Origin of the sequence: Arcticibacter sp., from assembly GCF_045629565.1 — a bacterium.
Lineage (GTDB): Bacteria > Bacteroidota > Bacteroidia > Sphingobacteriales > Sphingobacteriaceae > Arcticibacter.
Genome location: NZ_JAZQRL010000006.1, coordinates 1 through 16,904, shown reverse-complemented (window position 1 = coordinate 16,904; position 16,904 = coordinate 1). Strand labels below are relative to the sequence as shown.

Below are 16,904 nucleotides of genomic sequence, written 5' to 3'. Positions count from 1 at the left end.
ATATCTCCAGGACAGGCACGGCTAACTATTACCTCTGTGGCAAAGATGTTACCGTGACTCAAAACGAAGGCAAAGCTATAGGGCCGTTTATCTTAGCTAGTTTAGAGTACGAGAGAAAGAAGTGATAGATACACGCTAGTTCCCTTAATCAAGGGGATTTAGTGTGTAGGCCTGTAAAAGTCGCAGATAAGCATAAGCGGACTTAAAAAAATGTGAAATCCCGTAGATTCTTAGCTGAACTATGGGATTTTGTGTGATTATTTTATTACTTTTCTTCAAAAAAGTCATTTTTAAGTCAACTATATCTGTCGGTAGCCTCTGTCTCGGTGCAAAATGATACTTTTCGGACATGTTAAACAGGAAGATGTTGCTGATAGAAGATGAACCTGGCCTGGTTTCTGTGATTATTAGAGGATTAAAGGAGTCGGGAGTGGAAATCAGTGTTGCAGGTGATGGCGCAACCGGTTTAGAAATGGCTACTAAGCACACATTTGATCTTGTCATACTCGATGTGCTGCTTCCTGGAATAAACGGCATACAAGTCTGCCGCGAGCTTCGCAAAAAAAATCCCAATATTCCCGTTTTAATGCTTACTGCACTGGGAAGTACCGAAAACATAATTACAGGTCTTGATAGTGGAGCCGACGATTACCTGGTTAAGCCGTTTAAGTTTGCGGAGCTGGAGGCGCGCATTCGGTCGCTGATCAGGAGAAGCAGTGCACCGTCTGTTGTCAGTACCAAACAGGAAATAGCAGGTTTGGAAGTTGACATCAGCTCCAAGACCGCGAAGCGATATGATAAGCCGATAAACTTAACCGCAACAGAATACCGCTTATTGGAATACTTCGTTCAAAATCAGAACAAGGTTCTTTCCCGTATAAATATTCTGGAAAATGTCTGGAATATCGATTTTAATATGGGTACTAACGTGGTAGATGTTTATGTAAATTATCTAAGGAAGAAAGTTGATAATGGACACGCGGTAAAGCTGATCCATACCGTTTTCGGAATGGGGTACATTTTCAAACAGGAATCTGGGCATGAAAATACAGACTAAAATAACCCTGCTGTTCTTTCTGATCTCCACCACCGGCTTAATTCTCCTCAACGCTTCTATCTTTTATTTTATCTCTGACTTTAACTTCGAAGACTTTTTTGAGCGTCTTGAAGCGCGTGTCAATCTCAGTTCGCAGATCAATATTCTTTCAGATGAAAATTCTGCTGCATACCAGGAAGTTCGTAGCAGGTACCTGGAGAAACTTAGCGGAGAGAAAGACTACATTGTAAAACTGGACGGGGCAGGGAGACTAAAGCAGAAGCCTATTGATATACCGGACAAATTCTATGAGGACATCTTCAAGTATGGAAAGTCGAGGTATAATGAAGGAAATAAATTTTATGCAGGATCTTTTATAAAGGGGCCGGATGCAAAATTCCTGGTGATCGTCTCGGCTTCTAACCCTTATGGCTTCAAAGAGCTCGAGGAGTTGAGAAAGGTTCTTTTCGTCTGCTTTATTGTTTCCTTAGTGCTTACATTCTTAGCCGGAAGGATCTTCTCATCGTACACGATAAAACCGGTAAGATCGATAATAAAGAGCGTAAAAAATGTTTCTGCAAATAATCTGCATTCGCGCCTGCCTGAAGTTGAAGGAAAAGATGAAATTGCTGAGCTGGTCTTCACCTTCAATAACATGCTTACGCGCCTGGAGACAGCATTTGAAACACAAAATAACTTTGTGAGCAATGCATCGCATGAGTTACGGACCCCTCTTGCAATCATTACCAGCGAAACGGAGCTCTTGTTGTCCGGACGTGACCTCAGTCCAGAGATGGAAGGATCCGTTAGGACCATACTCCAGGAGGCCGAAAAGCTTAATAATATCCTCGCGAGTTTGCTTGGTTTAGCCCAATCGGGTTTTGACGGAAAGAAGCAGGATTGGGAGAGAATCCGGGTAGATGAACTAATCTGGACTGTAATTGATTCGGTCAGGAAGATTGAGCCCGAGTGCAAAATAGATTTGGATATGAACTCACTTCCAGAAAACGAGTCACAACTATGTACAGAGGGAAACGCCAACTTGCTGCATCTCGCAGTCAGTAACATTGTGCTGAATGCTTGCAAATATTCAAATAATAAGCCGGTAACGATCAGACTGAGTACAGAGAACGACCGGATAATCATTGCGGTGACAGATCAGGGTATCGGTATTCCCGAATCGGAGCAACAACATATCTTTGAACCGTTTTTCAGGGCCTCCAATACAAACGATTTTGAAGGGTATGGAATAGGGCTCCCGCTTACTTTGAATATTGTCAGAATTCATAAGGGCTCTATCGGAATTCGTTCAGAAGAAGAAGTTGGTACCGAGATGATGCTTTTGCTTCCCATTGTTCAGTAATTTCTGGGTTTATTGCCCGATTTAGAGGCGTTTCTAATAACTTTTTAATATCTCTTAAAAGATTTGCCGTGTTTTAAGAAAGCTCTTGCACGATTTGCTGTTTTATCTTCTCATAAGGTTGCGGTTTTCTAATCAAAGTCTAATTTTCATCTTAAAAGATCTTAATGTGTCTTAATTAGTATTGTATCAGAAACAAAATTATATCTGATTATGAAAACAATACTGATTCCAACTGATTTTAGCTCTCAAGCGTTTGACTGCATTCCTTCTCTATGTGCCCAGCTGCAACCCGAGACGCTGAATATTGTGTTTATCCATCTGTTCAAGCTTTCAGATTCCATCAACGACTTATTACTTCTGAGCAGAAGAAATAAGGAATATGAGCATGTGAGCGACGATTTCTATCAGCAATGTGAAGAAACGAAAAGAGTTTATAAGGCTGTGAAAGCGATTAGAATCGAATTTTTCTATGGCAGTACACTTAGCCGCTTTAAGAACTTTATCGAAGCAAATAGCATCGACTATATCGTCCATCCTGAAGACTGCACTGTCTCAAGCTTAACTAAGTTGAGCATTGACCCCTCCGTTCTTGTAGGCCGGTGCAGTGTTCCATTGCTCAGAGTGCATGAGGTAGCGCTCGCTGATGTTGCACCTGCTCGCTATAAAAGGCAAAATTCACCTGTGCTGTCAGAGGTATCACTTTAAACCTATCGACCTATGCTACTTAGAAAAAACATTCCAATCAGCTATATTCTGGGTAAGATCCGGAAGGAGATGATTATGGTAACGGTGTATGCAGTACTAATTGCAGTCTGCTACAACAACTTCCATTTTACAAGAATCTCAATTCCCATAGCGGTGCCTACGATGTTAGGTACCGTGATTTCTCTATTGCTCGCCTTTAAGTCGAATCAGGCGTATGACCGTTGGTGGGAAGCCAGAACAATCTGGGGGGCTATTGTTAACGACTCGCGGAGTCTTACCCGGCAGCTGCTCACTTTCGTTGATACGCATATGGGCACAACTGAGGAAAGACTATTCTGTGAGCGGATGGCTAAGCGTCAAATTGCCTGGAGTTATTGTCTAAGCAGGCAGCTTAGAGGGCAAAATCCGCTGGAGGGAATTGACCGATTCATTTCGCCCCAGGATATGGCTAATATTCGAAGATATAATAATGTCGCTCTTGGCCTGCTGGAGCTGCAGGGGTCAGATCTTCGTAACGCATATAAGCTTGGATGGATAAACGAATATCAGCAGGTAGAAATCGATAGAACGCTAACCCGTTTTTCAAATCATATGGGCGGTTGCGAGCGTATTAAAAATACGATATTTCCGGCTACCTATGGCGTGTATATTCATTTTGCCCTCTTGCTTTTCGTCATTCTTTTGCCTTTTGGTCTTATTGAGTTCTTTGGCATTGTGGAGATACCGCTGGTCCTGGCAATATCATCTTCGTTTTTCCTGATCGAGAAAATGGCTATCCATCTTCAGGATCCGTTTGAAAACAGACCCACGGATACGCCTACAACGACTATTTCCCGGACAATCGACCGTGATATCATGCAAATGTTGAAAGAAAATTATCGAACCGACGACGGAAAACCAAAAGGGGCAAAGGTTTTCTATATCTTATAACTTATGACCTCTTTCTGTGCAGCTAAAGGAAATGCAGTGCTCCGGTTTAGCGGCCGGCAGCAGGGAGGTCACACGGCAGCTTTTAGGAGACAATTTTTAGTGATTTTACTTCGGCTGCAAAATGGGCGCTTGTGAACTTGTACGTAGGGAGGAAATGACTTCCGGAGAGATCGGCCTGGTTGGTTACGTTTCAATTGTCATGCATGATCGTCTGTGAATATGCAGATATGGAAAAGACATTTTCTCGTCTGGTGTTCGGCGAAACGAGAAAGTGATTATCTTGCAGGTGAACAACAACAACAAATAACGATCATGTCTTATTGCAATGCCATTGAATCTATGCCCGAAGCCAGACAGGCTGTTCACAAAGCCTATCATGACTTTCAATATGGTTTTCCTATTCACAACGACGATGAATTATTTTGCCGACTGGTTCTTGAAATTAATCAAGCCGGGCTTAGTTGGGAAACTATATTAAAAAAACAGGATTCGTTCAGGAGGGCTTACGACGACTTTAAGATAAGCAAAGTCGCCGCCTATACCGAGGAAGACAGGGACCGGTTGCTCTCAGACCCTGGAATTATTAGAAATCGCCTGAAAATCAACGCTGCAATAGAGAACGCAAAAGCGATTCTCGCGTTGCAAAGCGAACATGGTTCGTTCGAGAACTGGCTCAAAAGTCATCATCCTAAATCCAAAGAGGAATGGATAAAGCTGTTTAAGAAAACCTTTAAATTTACAGGTGGCGAGATCGTTAACGAGTTCTTGACCAGTATCGGAATCCTAAAAGGAGCGCATTCTGAAGATTGTCCTGTATACACACATGTTATCAGCGCTAATCCGCTTTGGTACCATCACTCCTGACAAGAATCTTTTGATTGTCGTAACAGAATGATAAACTAGCGATATATACCTCGAAATTTGAGCTATGTTTGTATTTTCATATACCTTTCAATCTTCTCCCGGAAGGTATGGATAGACTTGCTGCCAATTAGAAAACCATGAAGGCTTGGGTATTTACTGTTGTTTTTATACTTATTTTTTGTCAGGTAAAGGCTCAGGCGCCTTTTTCACATCTCAACATAGAAAAGGGGTTGTCAAATAACTCCGTTAATGCTGTTTACAAGGATCGATACGGATTTATGTGGTTCGGTACCGATGATGGCCTTAACCGTTACGATGGGTTCTCTTTTAACGTATTCAAGAGCAATATCAAAGATCCGCAAAGCTTGATTCACAATCGGATCGTTGACCTGGCTGAAGACAGGGACGGCGCTCTCTGGATCGGTACAAACAGGGGCTTGTCTGTGTTTGACCATTATACCTCCAGGTTTTCTACGCCTGCATTTTCTTATGCCGGAAAGAAGCGCCGGGCTATCGACCCGGTTTATACTGTTAAAGCAGACGATAAGGGCAGTGTCTTTGTCGGGGTCCAGCACAAGGGCTTGCTGGTTCGTAAAGCTGGTCAGGAATTGAAACAGATCAACTTTCAGGATCAAAATGGAAAACCTCTTGAATACAACGTGTATGCCATCGCTTTCAGGCCTGGTGAAGCCTGGCTGGTCACGAACATGGGATTATGCGTTTATACTATCTCCACCGACAGGGTGCGGCTTGTAAGCAGGTCAGTACGTAGAGCAAACCGCATGATTGAAAAGGACAACGTCCTTTGGATAGCTACCGACAATGGACTGTTTAGGTACGACGTCCGTTCAAAAAACCGCGGCCTTCTTGTCCGCGAGCAGGCGGAGTTGTCGGCTCCGAGAGTGATGGACCTTCGGTTTCAGGGCGAACAGCTCTGGATAGCAACAGATGGAGGTGGCGTGGATGTTCTCCATACAAAAACGGCTAAAGTGAACCGAATTGCAAGTGCTCCTGACGGCAGTGCCTTGAGCAGCAATGCCGTCATGTGCATTTATAGCGATGATGATAATGACCGCATCTGGTTAGGAACTCTCAGAGGGGGCGTAAACCTGTTAGACCAAAAGAAAAATAAGTTTAAGACGGTGTCCCATCTCCCTAACAGCCAGAATAGCCTGATAAGTGATTTCGTGCTTTCTTTTTGCGAAGATACCGATGGCAGCATCTGGGTGGGAACCGATGGAGCAGGTATCTCGGTGTGGAACAGGAAGACGAACAGCTTTCGCAATTATACCCACCGGGAGAATCAGCCTTCATCTATTAGCCATAATAACATAACCAGTATTGTTCGTGACGACGATGATGTTATTTGGGTAGCCACTTTCGGTGGAGGGATTAATCGGTACGACCGAAGTAGCGACTCTTTCACGCGGTTTGCTTGTATGAATAACGGCCAGGAAGACAGGAACGTTTGGAAGCTCTTCAAGGACTCTAAAAATGATATCTGGGCCGGAACATCCTTCGGTAGCGATGCAACATATAAGCTGAACCGCAAAACACAGAGATTTGAGCCCTTTGATTCCAGGTTTAAATATGTGACTAGTTTTGGCGAGGACAATCAGGGTAACGTTTGGCTCGGAACGGAGTACGGCCAGCTTGTCCAAATTGATGAGAACTCAGGAAAGCACCGCATCTATAATCTTAAAAATCAGATCAGATCGATCATTTGTGACAAGGAGGGCAACTTATTTGTAGGGGTACAATATACTGGCCTGGTCAAGTTCGATCATAATAACAGTGGAAAATTCTCCGTGATGACCGAAGCGGAAGGTCTATGTAACAACAGTGTTCTCAATATTCAGGAGGATGCATCCGGCAATTTGTGGATGAGCACCTTCAATGGGCTTTCCAAGTGGGATCAGAAGAGTAATCGATTCATCAATTTTTACGAAGAGGATGGTTTACAGAGTAATCAGTTCTCCTTCAATGCGTCATTAAAGCTTCAGTCGGGCGAGATCCTGTTTGGCGGTATCAGAGGATTTAATATCTTTTCTCCTGAAGACGTACGTCGCGAATACAACCCGTCAAAGGTGCTGATCGCAGGAATCCGCATCAACAATATTCCCATTCAACAGGATCAGAGCTTTGAAACGGAAGCCAGTATCTACTCTATAAAAGAGCTGGTGTTGCCCTATGATAAGGCAGTACTTTCAATAGACTACACCACTCCGGAATATTCGGGAACAGACCGTATCCTATATAAATACATTCTGGAGGGTTGGGACAATATCTGGAATTATTCAGGAAAGGCCCGCACTGCAAACTATTCTCAACTTTGGGAAGGTAATTATATCCTGAGAATTAAGTCGACCAATGAGGATGGATTATGGACTGACGGTGAAACGGTTCTGAAGATTAAAGTTTTGCCACCCTGGTATCGGTCCTGGTGGGCGTACGTGCTGTATGTCGCTGCTGTTTTCAGTCTGATCTATTTTTATATCAACTACCATTTACGTCAGTCGCAGCTCCGCTATGAAATTCAATCGGCCAACCTGAACACCCAAAAGGAGCGGGAGCTGAATGAGAAGAAAATTTCATTTTTCACGCATATTGCCCATGAATTCAGAACACCGCTCACCTTAATTATGAATCCGGTTAAGGAGCTCTTGAACTCCGAAGGAAAGAAGGTGAATGTAGACGATATGTCGGGGGTTTTCCGCAACGCCAAGCGTCTGTTGAGTTTGGTGGATCAACTTTTGCTCTTTGGGAAGGCTGAGGGAGAGGATGATAAACTTAAGGTGTTCAGCTTCAATATTCATGATCTTTGTCATGAGGTGTTTCTCTGTTTTAATAGTCAGGCGAGTTTGAAAAAAATCCATTATTCGTTCACATGTGAAAATAAGGATCTGGAACTTTATGGAGACAGGCAGAAAGTAGAGATAGCCGTATTTAACCTGGTATCCAACGCCTTTAAGTATACCTCGCCAGGCGGCAGTGTATCGCTTACTCTTACTGATCAGCTCGATGAACTACTGATTGAGGTGAGTGATACGGGGAGAGGGGTGCCTGAGGACGTCGGTAATCAGATCTTCGAGCGCTTTTATCAAGTTACTAATCCTGAAAAAGGATATAGGAACGGATTTGGTATAGGGCTATATCTGGTAAAGAAGTTTATTTCTGCACATAAAGGTTCTGTAAGCTATGTAAGCGAAAAGGGGAAGGGTTCGACTTTCAGTATTACGCTGTTGAAAGGTTTGTCGCACTTTGATCACCTGGATATCAGGGCGGTACATGAGAGGCAATCTGAAAGGAGCGCAGTGCTTGAAGAGACTGCCGTTGACGATCAGGCTTCAGACAGCCTCGATACATTGGAAATGACAGATATTGAGCTTCAGGTGTCTGATCGGTTGTCGCTCCTTATCGTAGACGACAATACAGAAATCCGCAATTACATCAGGAAGACCTTCATCCAATCGTACAATGTTTTAGAAGCCAGCGATGGTCTTGAAGGCTTGCGCATCGCCGAACGCTATTCGCCGGACATCATTATCAGCGATATTTCCATGCCTCGAATGACCGGTATTGAGCTTTGCCAAAAGATTAAAGAAAGTGCTGCACTGAATCATATCCCTGTTGTTCTTCTTACATCGGCTACGTCTGATGAAGTGAAGTTGAAAGGTCTCGAGACCGGCGCTGCAGATTATATTACGAAGCCTTTCGAGCGTGAAATGCTCGTAGCCAGAGTCGTAAATTTATTGAAAAGCCGAAACAACCTTCAGCAGTATTTCTATAATCATATCACACTTCAATCAGATAACCTGAAGATATCTCCTGAATACCGGGAGTTTCTCAACAGGTGTATATCAGTCATTGAGACGCACTTGCAGGACCCGTCATTCAGTGCCAGGAGATTCGCCGATGAACTGGGCATGAGTCATTCAAACTTGTACAAGCGCGTGAAGTCGGTTTCGGGCAAGTCGGTTAGTGAATTTATACGTTACGTGCGCCTTCGGAAGGCTGCAGAGCTTATGATCAACTCCGATTGTAACGTTAGTCAGGCTTCTTTCGAGGCAGGGTTTAATGATATTAAATATTTCAGGGAGCAATTTACTAAGCTCTTTGGTATGAAACCGTCTGAGTACATAAAAAAATATAGAAAGTCTTTTCACGAATCTTACAAACTGAACAAGATGTCAATAGAAGTTCAGGAATCATAGCTCTACTACTGATTTTCCCTGCTTTATTACGAATTTACCCCTCCTGAGTACGGTCTGATCGTCGCTAACTTTGGTTAGTTAAAACTAATCAACCACAGAGCCTAATGCTTCTGCGGAATAACTATCTACCGAAATATACAATCTTGTAAACCAATTGTTATGAAACGACAACTACCTGATGTCCTCTTTCTTTATGGAAAAAGGGGGAAGATTTTGTTTTCTTTAGTGTTCCTCTTGTTAACAGCCAGGGGGCTGTTTGCGACCGTGCCCGGAAAATTATTAGCGGTATTGGCCCAGGGGATTCCCGTAAGCGGAAAAGTAACCGATGAGCAGGGTGCACCCTTGCCCGGGGTAAGTGTGCTTGTTAAGGGGACAACTACCGGAGTCTCCACGAACTCCGACGGTATTTACAAACTGAATGTACCGTCTGGCTCCAGCGTCTTAACATTCACATTTATCGGATATGTAATGCGGGAAGTACGGGTAAACAACCAGACCACCATAAACCTGAGCCTGCAACCCGAATCAAGATCACTTAACGAGGTGGTGGTGGTAGGGTATGGTACCCAGACACGGGCAACGCTTACAGGTTCCGTCTCGGAGGTAAAAGGTGCAGAACTAGTGAAAAGTCCTCAACCAAACCTTTCCAACTCTCTGGCGGGAAGGTTTTCGGGGGTGATAGCTACTAACCGCGGCGGCGAACCCGGATACGATAATTCGGAAATTCGTATCAGAGGAATATCCACAACCGGGAACAAGGATGTTCTGGTTGTGGTTGATGGAGTACCCGGCCAATTAGGGGGATTTGAGCGGCTGGATCCAAATGATATCGAGAGCGTTACGGTTCTGAAGGATGCATCTGCAGCTGTTTACGGAAGCAGGGCAGCCAATGGTGTTATCTTAGTAACGACAAAACGGGGCACAACCGGAAAACCCTCCATCTCATACAGTTTCAATCAGGGATTTTCCTCCCCAACACGTCTGCCTGAAATGGCCGATGCTGCTACCTATGCCACTATTGTCAACGAGATCAATTACTATAACAATCCTGCCGGAGGCATGAACCAGTTCTATACCGATGAGCAGATTGCCAGGTTCAGGGATGGTTCCGATCCCGTCAACTATCCCAATACCGATTGGATCAAGACGACTTTGAGAGCCTCAGCCCCTCAAAGTCAGCATAATCTTTCTGTTAATGGCGGAACAGAAAACACAAAATACTTCATCTCGCTCGGAACACTTGATCAAGATGGTATCTATAAGAATGGAGCTACAAAATACAAGCAGTACAACCTGCGTTCCAACATCGACGCCAATATAACCGACAACTTTAAAATAGGGCTATCACTCGCCGGAAGACAGGAAAACAGGCAATATCCCGCCGCCGGTGCTGGCGATATCTTCAGATCTGTATACCGGGCCTATCCAACGGTGGTTGCTACTTATCCGAACGGATATCCTTCAACCGGTATCGAAAATAATAACCCTGTAATGATGGTAACGGATGCCGGCGGTCTGACTAAAAATCCGAGATTATATTTTAATGGCATTCTGAGAGCTAGTTACGCTCTGCCATTTATCAGCGGGCTATCGGTAGACGGCTTCTATGCTCTTGACAAAGGACAATTCTCCCAAAGGAATTTCATCACGCCTTATCTGGTTTACTCTTATAATAACAATACAGATGTCTATTCTTCAAGAACCGTTGGAGAGCCGAAAGCTTCTTTGAATCAGATGCAGGAAAATACATCACTGATGACTGCCAACCTGAAGCTTAACTACCAAAAGACATTTAACGGACACAATATAAACAGCTTTGTAGCCTATGAGCAAAGTGAACAGACTGTTGAACATTTTGAGGCTGGAAGAAGGAACTTTCCTACTACGTTAACGCCTGAGCTTTCGCAGGGAGGTACAGATCCAACCGACCGCACCAACTCAGGATTTAGCTGGAGAGAAAGCCGTGTCAGCTTTATCGGGAGGGCAAATTATAATTACCAGCAGAAGTACCTGGCAGAAGTTCAGCTGCGCATAGACGGTTCGTCTATTTTTCCGGAGGATAACAGGTTCGGTTACTTCCCCGGAGTATCCGCAGGGTGGCGTATATCTGAAGAAGGCTGGTTCAAAGATGGTATACGGTTTATAAATGATCTGAAACTAAGAGCTTCATATGGACAGTTAGGTGGAGATAGAGTGGAGAGAAACCAGTTTAACAATAATTACTCGTTCAATAATCAGTATACACTTGGAACCGGTGTATATCCCGGTCTGGATCTCGTTAAGCTTGCAAACCCCTCGATAACCTGGGAAAAATCCATCAAAACTGATCTGGGCTTGAACGCAACGTTGTTCAGAAATATAAACCTCGAATTTATATACTTTAATGAAAAGAGGACAGATATTCTACTGTCCAGAAACGCCTCCATTCCCGGCGTAACGGGTATTGTTAACCCTTATGATGCTGATGATACCGAGCCTCTGGTACCTTCAGAAAATATCGGACGTGTGGACAATAAGGGTATCGAGGCCACTTTAGGATATAACCATCGCGGAGACTTCAGCTATGGTATCTCCGGAAATATTACCTATGCCAAAAGTGACGTGAGGTTCAAGGATGAGTCGCCTGCGGTGCTGAACCATCAACGCGAAACAGGCCGGCCGCTTAATACGTATCTGCTTTACGAATCAATCGGTATTTTCAGAACACAAGAAGAACTCAATTCCTATCCTCATGTCCCCGGAACGCAAATCGGCGACTTGAAGTATCTCGATTTTAATCGTGATGGCAAGATCACAGCGGATGATCAGGTACGAACCGAACTGGGCAATATCCCTCAGATAACGTATGGCATAAATCTGAACGCATCGTATAAGAGCTTCGATCTGTCGGCAGTTTTCTCCGGACAATCGCGGGTCAGGCAATACGTTCTTACGGAAGCAGGAACAGTGGGGAACTTCTATCAAACATGGGCTGACAACCGCTGGAGCCCTTCTAACATCGAAGGCAGCTACCCCCGCGTTCCGGAAAGAGCCTCTACGGCGATCAGCGGCGGTCTTTACCGTAATGACTTTTGGTTATTTAATACCGCCTTCTTCAGATTGAAAAATATCGAGTTAGGGTATAGCCTGCCTAAAGAAGCACTGGATAAAATCAAAATGCAGGGAATCCGGATTTACGCAAGCGCTTTCAATGTGTTTACGATCACCAAAGTAAAAGACTTTGATCCTGAAGGCAGCCATGAGGGGGGCCAGTTCTATCCTCAGCAGAGAATTATTAACCTGGGCGTTAACGTTAAGTTTTAATCATCGTTATGAAATCATCTAAAGGAATACTTTCCTCCCTATATATATCCTTGCTGGCCTTATCCATGGCTTCTTGCAAGAAAGACTTTTTGGATGTCACACCAACGGATCGTGTGACCGACGCAGCGATTATCGGAGACTCTACGCTGTTTGAATCATTTGTGATCAACAGGTATCTGGGTACGAGAATGACAGAAAAGGAGGCAGAAGGAACACTGCCAGGATTTGGACGTGGATTTGAGTATGCCATGTGGAGTTCTTTAACCGACGAGTCGCTTTACAATAATGATGACAACACCTGGCTGATTCAGAGAGGGCAGCTGTCTCCGGAAAATACAGGCATAGCAGGAGCTATCTGGTCAAGAAGCTATCGAAGTATCCGGGAAGTGAATTATGCTCTCGCTAATGTTGATAAGGTGCCTATGAGCACGGGTCACAAAAATCTCCTGATCGCAGAGCTCAAGTTTATCCGGGCATTTCGCTATCATGACCTGATCAGGAACTATGGAGGAGTGCCCCTGCTGGGCGATAAAGTATATAATTTAGGCGATGATTTTTCAGATCCGGAGTTGTTCAGGCGAGCTACGATTGCCGAATGTATCCAATATGCAGTAGCGCAGTTGGATGAAGCTGCGGCGGGCTTGCCTTTATCAAACAATTCTGCGTGGTTAGCGGGGAGAGCGACAAGAGGAGCTGCGTTGGCCCTTAAATCTCGTTTGCTGCTGTATGCAGCAAGCCCGCTTTACAGTTCCGGATCCTGGGAGCAAGCCGCTGCAGCTGCAAAGGCGGTAATGGATTTAAACATCTATGGCTTGCATTCAAATTATCAGAACTTGTTTATTAATCCTGGCAGCAGCAACGAAATTATTTTCGCCAGGTACTACACCATCGGCTCACGACACGTGCCGATGGAGATTGCAAACGGGCCGAACGGTTACGACGGCTGGGGAGGAAATCTTCCGATGCAGAACATGGTAGATGCATACGAAACCATAACAGGACTTCCCATCGACGATCCGGCGTCAGGATATGATCCGCAAAACCCATACGTTAATCGTGATCCGCGACTGGCAGCCACTGTTCTCTACAACGGTGCACCATACCGCGGCCGCAATGTGGAAACGTTCGTGCCTGGAGGCCTCGATAGTAAGGATGGTCCGTCTAACTGGAATACTTCTAAAACGGGTTATTACCTCCGAAAGTTCGTGGATGAGAATATGCCGATAAACAATCCCTGGAATGTTGCAGGACTTCAACCCTGGATCTACTTTAGATATGCTGAAATCCTGCTAAATTATGCAGAAGCCCAGAACGAAGCAGTCGGTCCCGATCAATCCGTCTATGCTGCGCTGAACACAGTTCGTGGCAGGGCGGGAGTTGGCTTACCTGTTTTACCACAGGGCTTAAGCCGCGAGGAGATGCGAGAGCGTATCATCCGCGAACGCAGGGTCGAGCTCGCCTTTGAAGAGCACCGTTATTATGATGTTCGACGCTGGAAGATTGCTGATATAACCGAAAATGTGCCGGTTTATGGAATCAACATCACCAAACAGAATAATGGCACGCTGAGATATGAACGGAAAGTAGCTTTGGAAGGAAGGGCATTTCTACCGCAACATTACTGGCTGCCTATTCCAAGAGCAGAGATCCAGGCATCAAACAACCAGCTGGCTCAAAACCCCGGCTATCAATAATAGTCTTATAGTAAAAAACGATTGCTCCAATACCGGGGCAATCGTTTTTACTTTAACCCAAGCCACCAGTGTTTGAATTTCTGCTGCTCATCGTCCATGTTGACAACCTCGCCGATCATCGGTGTGATAAGTGTTTGACCGGCATTCTTGTTGAGTTCCGTTATTCTTGCCAGGGGTTCATACCAGGCATGCGCTGCCAAGGCAAACTTTCCAGAATGGACAGGTAAAATCCGCTTGGCTCTCAGGTCCTTTCCAGCACGAAGTACATCTTCTGGCATTGCATGGATATACTTCCAGGCGACATTATACTGGCCATTTTCAAGTATGGCTAAATCAAACCCGCCGAATTTTCGACCGATTTCTTCGTAGTGATTATCATAACCACTGTCTCCACCTAAAAATATTTTCAAAGACGGCGTTTCCAATACGTAGGATGTCCACAAAGTGTTGTTAGAAAAAATGCTTCTTCCTGAAAAGTGTCGCGCTGGAGTGAAGTGCAGCGTTATTTGTTCGTCCAGAACGACTTTGTCGCCCCAATCTTTTTCAATCAGCTGTGAAGCCGGGTACCCCCATTTTTCTAAATGGGCGCCTACTCCGAGACCACAGATCACTTTACCCACTCTGCCCTTCAGCTTTCTGATCGTTTCATAATCCAGATGGTCCCAGTGGTCGTGTGTGATGATAAGATAATCGATATAAGGAAGATCATCAGCCGTGTAGGATGCCGCTCCCTTAAAAGCTTTATTCATACTTTTGAAAGGAGCTGCATGATCGTTGAGCACCGGATCTACGAGGACACTCTTTCCGTGGATCTGCATCCAGTAGGAAGAATGGCCAAACCAGACCAGGGCGTTGGCAAGTTTCGAAATACGCTTGAGATCCGTTTTTACATGAGGGATGCTGTCCTCTGGCACAACATGGAGTTTAGTGCCGAAGAAGAAATTATACAAAACGCTGGGGTAACTATATCCTTCGGTCAGCGAAGGAGTGGGATTTAAGTTCTGGAATTTTCCGTCCCTGAAGTTTTTAGACTTTTTTATAAGCTCTAAACGGGCGCCTGTCGGTCTGGCACCAAAGATGTCTCTGCTCAACAGGATAACAGCAAGAATAGCTACAGTTATCAGAACGAAAGATATGATCAGCATGGTTTTCTTCATTTTTGAAATGCACTTACGAAGACATCGTGAAGTGCGGTTGCAAAAATGCTTTATTTTTTTTTCCCTGAGTGCCACCGAGAAGAAAAAGACTTTAGCCTGTCAATTCCTACAAAACGAAAAGCAGGTCAACGCTTCGCCGTTCTTAAGAGGTATTCGGTTTTTCAAAACACAGCTTTGTATGTGTTGTTGTACATGTGGTTCATCAATCCATTAGAATTAACCATATGGCTCAAGCATACGACCTCGAAAGATTTGTCAGCGCCCAAAAAGATGATTATGAAACAGCCTTTTCCGAAATAGAAAACGGCCGCAAACGCAGCCATTGGATGTGGTATATTTTCCCGCAAATTCAAGGCTTAGGATTTAGTGAAACCTCCAGATACTATGCGCTGAAGGACCTGCATGAGGCGGAAGCATTTTTAACTCACGAGCTCTTGGGTAGCAGACTGATAAAAATCACGAATCAGTTACTTCAGTTAAAGGAGGACGATGCGAACAGGATATTCGGATCGCCAGACGACCTTAAGCTCAAGTCATCTATGACGCTATTTTGCTCCCTGGATGGCGCTGATCCCGTTTTTGAGGCTGTGCTGGATAAATTCTTTAAGGGCATCAAAGACGAAAAGACATTAAAGATGATGGGTAAGCAAGAATAACCATCCGTCCAATGACCAAGCAGGGGAGAGCAGGGAAGGAAGCCGCCACCTGTTAAAATAAAAAAGGAAAGATCACTTTCGTGTCTTTCCTTTTCGTGTCCGAGATGAGTGCCCAATGCCTATTGATTATCAATCTGTTAATTACCCATGTTAGAATTATGTTGGAATTTTGCCCATTTTTTCGAGGTTTCTGACCTCTTTTTGAAGCTGCCTGATATCCTCCAGTGCATGTATATATTTCCTTTGCAAGTCGATCATTTCTGACTTCAGCTCTTCGAAGGTCATCCCGTTTTCGATAACTTCTTCCTTTACGAAAAACTGCTCTTCCGGAAATTCCCTAAGTTGCGCGATCTCCTTCCGGAAATCCTTCCCAATCACTTTTCCAATCTTGATTACGTAGGCCGGATCCATTTCCTGGTCTTGAAGGATAGTGTAGAACTGCGTTCTTGATAGCCCGATCTGCTTCGCGATATGGGTTTTAGTAACCGGCTGATTCTTGCTGTTGACAGCGTTTTTTACAGTTTCCCCTACGTAAATTTTCATTGCTCCAAATTTCTGTACATATATGTTCGGATTTATTTACAAAAATGTCTTGCATATCTGTTCACTATTGTTCACTTTTGTTCTACAAACAGAACATAAATGTTCGGTTTTGACAATCGGACATAAATCATAAATCGATGAATGAGCAAGAAATTAAGAAAACCTTTAGGCCGCTGCTTCCCAAAGGATACATTGGTATAATTCAAAAGAGGCTGAAAGCAAAGGGTATCACAAAAAGCAGAGCCTATATTTCTTATGTATGCAATCCTGACAAGACTCAATACAACCAGGATATCATCGAAGTCGCTCTAAATCTTGCAGCCGAACAGAAACGTAAACAAACCGAACACGCTGATTTGGCTAAAGATCTCAGCACAGAGGAGGAGATATGATACCTGCAGGAATTAGGATCGGAGAGGTTGAGTTCTTCTGGGATGGA

Annotated in this window: 12 protein-coding genes; 10 read left to right on the top strand and 2 right to left on the bottom strand. The window is 44.3% G+C overall.

All coding sequences use genetic code 11. From position 1 onward, the window contains the following. The first annotated feature begins 349 nt into the window (after positions 1–349). The 8 genes from ACKI5J_RS00600 to ACKI5J_RS00565 all read left to right on the top strand — a co-directional run bounded on the left by ACKI5J_RS00600 (position 350) and on the right by ACKI5J_RS00565 (position 14,109). On the top strand, positions 350–1,057 hold the full coding sequence (locus tag ACKI5J_RS00600; RefSeq protein WP_407425450.1) for a response regulator transcription factor: 708 nt from the start codon (positions 350–352) through the stop codon (positions 1,055–1,057). After that, positions 1,041–2,399, top strand: a complete 1,359-nt coding sequence (locus ACKI5J_RS00595) for a sensor histidine kinase (RefSeq protein ID WP_407425448.1) — start codon at positions 1,041–1,043, stop codon at positions 2,397–2,399. Before ACKI5J_RS00600 ends, ACKI5J_RS00595 begins: the two co-directional genes overlap by 17 nt. A 210-nt stretch (positions 2,400–2,609) precedes the next feature. Further along, positions 2,610–3,104 carry a hypothetical protein gene (locus ACKI5J_RS00590; RefSeq protein ID WP_407425446.1) on the top strand — a complete coding sequence of 165 codons (495 nt, stop codon included), beginning with the start codon at positions 2,610–2,612 and terminating at the stop codon, positions 3,102–3,104. A gap of 12 nt (positions 3,105–3,116) precedes the next feature. Beyond that, positions 3,117–4,034 (top strand): bestrophin family protein, encoded by a 918-nt coding sequence (locus ACKI5J_RS00585; protein WP_407425444.1) that lies wholly within the window; start codon positions 3,117–3,119, stop codon positions 4,032–4,034. Positions 4,035–4,253: 219 nt separating this feature from the next. After that, positions 4,254–4,898, top strand: a complete 645-nt coding sequence (locus tag ACKI5J_RS00580) for a DNA-3-methyladenine glycosylase I (protein WP_407425442.1) — start codon at positions 4,254–4,256, stop codon at positions 4,896–4,898. A gap of 137 nt (positions 4,899–5,035) precedes the next feature. Beyond that, complete coding sequence (locus ACKI5J_RS00575; RefSeq protein WP_407425440.1) at positions 5,036–9,112, top strand: two-component regulator propeller domain-containing protein; 4,077 nt, start codon at positions 5,036–5,038, stop codon at positions 9,110–9,112. A gap of 159 nt (positions 9,113–9,271) precedes the next feature. Next, positions 9,272–12,415, top strand: coding sequence for a SusC/RagA family TonB-linked outer membrane protein (locus tag ACKI5J_RS00570; protein ID WP_407425438.1), 3,144 nt, complete (start codon positions 9,272–9,274; stop codon positions 12,413–12,415). 8 nt (positions 12,416–12,423) lie between these two features. After that, positions 12,424–14,109, top strand: coding sequence for a RagB/SusD family nutrient uptake outer membrane protein (locus tag ACKI5J_RS00565; RefSeq protein WP_407425436.1), 1,686 nt, complete (start codon positions 12,424–12,426; stop codon positions 14,107–14,109). A 47-nt stretch (positions 14,110–14,156) separates the two neighbouring features. Here ACKI5J_RS00565 and ACKI5J_RS00560 read toward each other — a convergent pair whose 3' ends face one another. Continuing rightward, the gene (locus tag ACKI5J_RS00560; RefSeq protein WP_407425434.1) at positions 14,157–15,266 is read right to left on the bottom strand and encodes an MBL fold metallo-hydrolase; all 1,110 of its coding nucleotides are present in this window, start codon (positions 15,264–15,266) and stop codon (positions 14,157–14,159) included. 224 nt (positions 15,267–15,490) lie between these two features. On the opposite strand from ACKI5J_RS00560, the gene ACKI5J_RS00555 reads away from it, so the two are divergent. Further along, on the top strand, positions 15,491–15,922 hold the full coding sequence (locus tag ACKI5J_RS00555) for a DUF1810 domain-containing protein (protein WP_407425432.1): 432 nt from the start codon (positions 15,491–15,493) through the stop codon (positions 15,920–15,922). Between the two features lie 156 nt (positions 15,923–16,078). Here the strand turns inward: ACKI5J_RS00555 and ACKI5J_RS00550 are convergent, their stop codons facing one another. Continuing rightward, entirely contained in the window at positions 16,079–16,465 is a 387-nt protein-coding gene (locus ACKI5J_RS00550; RefSeq protein ID WP_407425430.1) for a hypothetical protein, read from the bottom strand. 137 nt (positions 16,466–16,602) lie between these two features. On the opposite strand from ACKI5J_RS00550, the gene ACKI5J_RS00545 reads away from it, so the two are divergent. Continuing rightward, positions 16,603–16,857: a hypothetical protein gene (locus ACKI5J_RS00545; RefSeq protein WP_407425428.1), complete on the top strand. Its 255-nt coding sequence runs from the start codon at positions 16,603–16,605 to the stop codon at positions 16,855–16,857. The last annotated feature ends 47 nt before the right edge of the window (positions 16,858–16,904 follow it).

What these genes read in the sequence shown, in the direction of transcription:
- ACKI5J_RS00600 (WP_407425450.1), top strand. Translation starts at nt 350, where the DNA reads ATGTTAAACAGGAAGATGTTGCTGATAGAAGATGAACCTGGCCTGGTT.
- ACKI5J_RS00595 (WP_407425448.1), top strand. Translation starts at nt 1,041, where the DNA reads ATGAAAATACAGACTAAAATAACCCTGCTGTTCTTTCTGATCTCCACC.
- ACKI5J_RS00590 (WP_407425446.1), top strand. Translation starts at nt 2,610, where the DNA reads ATGAAAACAATACTGATTCCAACTGATTTTAGCTCTCAAGCGTTTGAC.
- ACKI5J_RS00585 (WP_407425444.1), top strand. Translation starts at nt 3,117, where the DNA reads ATGCTACTTAGAAAAAACATTCCAATCAGCTATATTCTGGGTAAGATC.
- ACKI5J_RS00580 (WP_407425442.1), top strand. Translation starts at nt 4,254, where the DNA reads ATGCAGATATGGAAAAGACATTTTCTCGTCTGGTGTTCGGCGAAACGA.
- ACKI5J_RS00575 (WP_407425440.1), top strand. Translation starts at nt 5,036, where the DNA reads ATGAAGGCTTGGGTATTTACTGTTGTTTTTATACTTATTTTTTGTCAG.
- ACKI5J_RS00570 (WP_407425438.1), top strand. Translation starts at nt 9,272, where the DNA reads ATGAAACGACAACTACCTGATGTCCTCTTTCTTTATGGAAAAAGGGGG.
- ACKI5J_RS00565 (WP_407425436.1), top strand. Translation starts at nt 12,424, where the DNA reads ATGAAATCATCTAAAGGAATACTTTCCTCCCTATATATATCCTTGCTG.
- ACKI5J_RS00560 (WP_407425434.1), bottom strand. Translation starts at nt 15,266, where the DNA reads ATGAAGAAAACCATGCTGATCATATCTTTCGTTCTGATAACTGTAGCT.
- ACKI5J_RS00555 (WP_407425432.1), top strand. Translation starts at nt 15,491, where the DNA reads ATGGCTCAAGCATACGACCTCGAAAGATTTGTCAGCGCCCAAAAAGAT.
- ACKI5J_RS00550 (WP_407425430.1), bottom strand. Translation starts at nt 16,465, where the DNA reads ATGAAAATTTACGTAGGGGAAACTGTAAAAAACGCTGTCAACAGCAAG.
- ACKI5J_RS00545 (WP_407425428.1), top strand. Translation starts at nt 16,603, where the DNA reads ATGAATGAGCAAGAAATTAAGAAAACCTTTAGGCCGCTGCTTCCCAAA.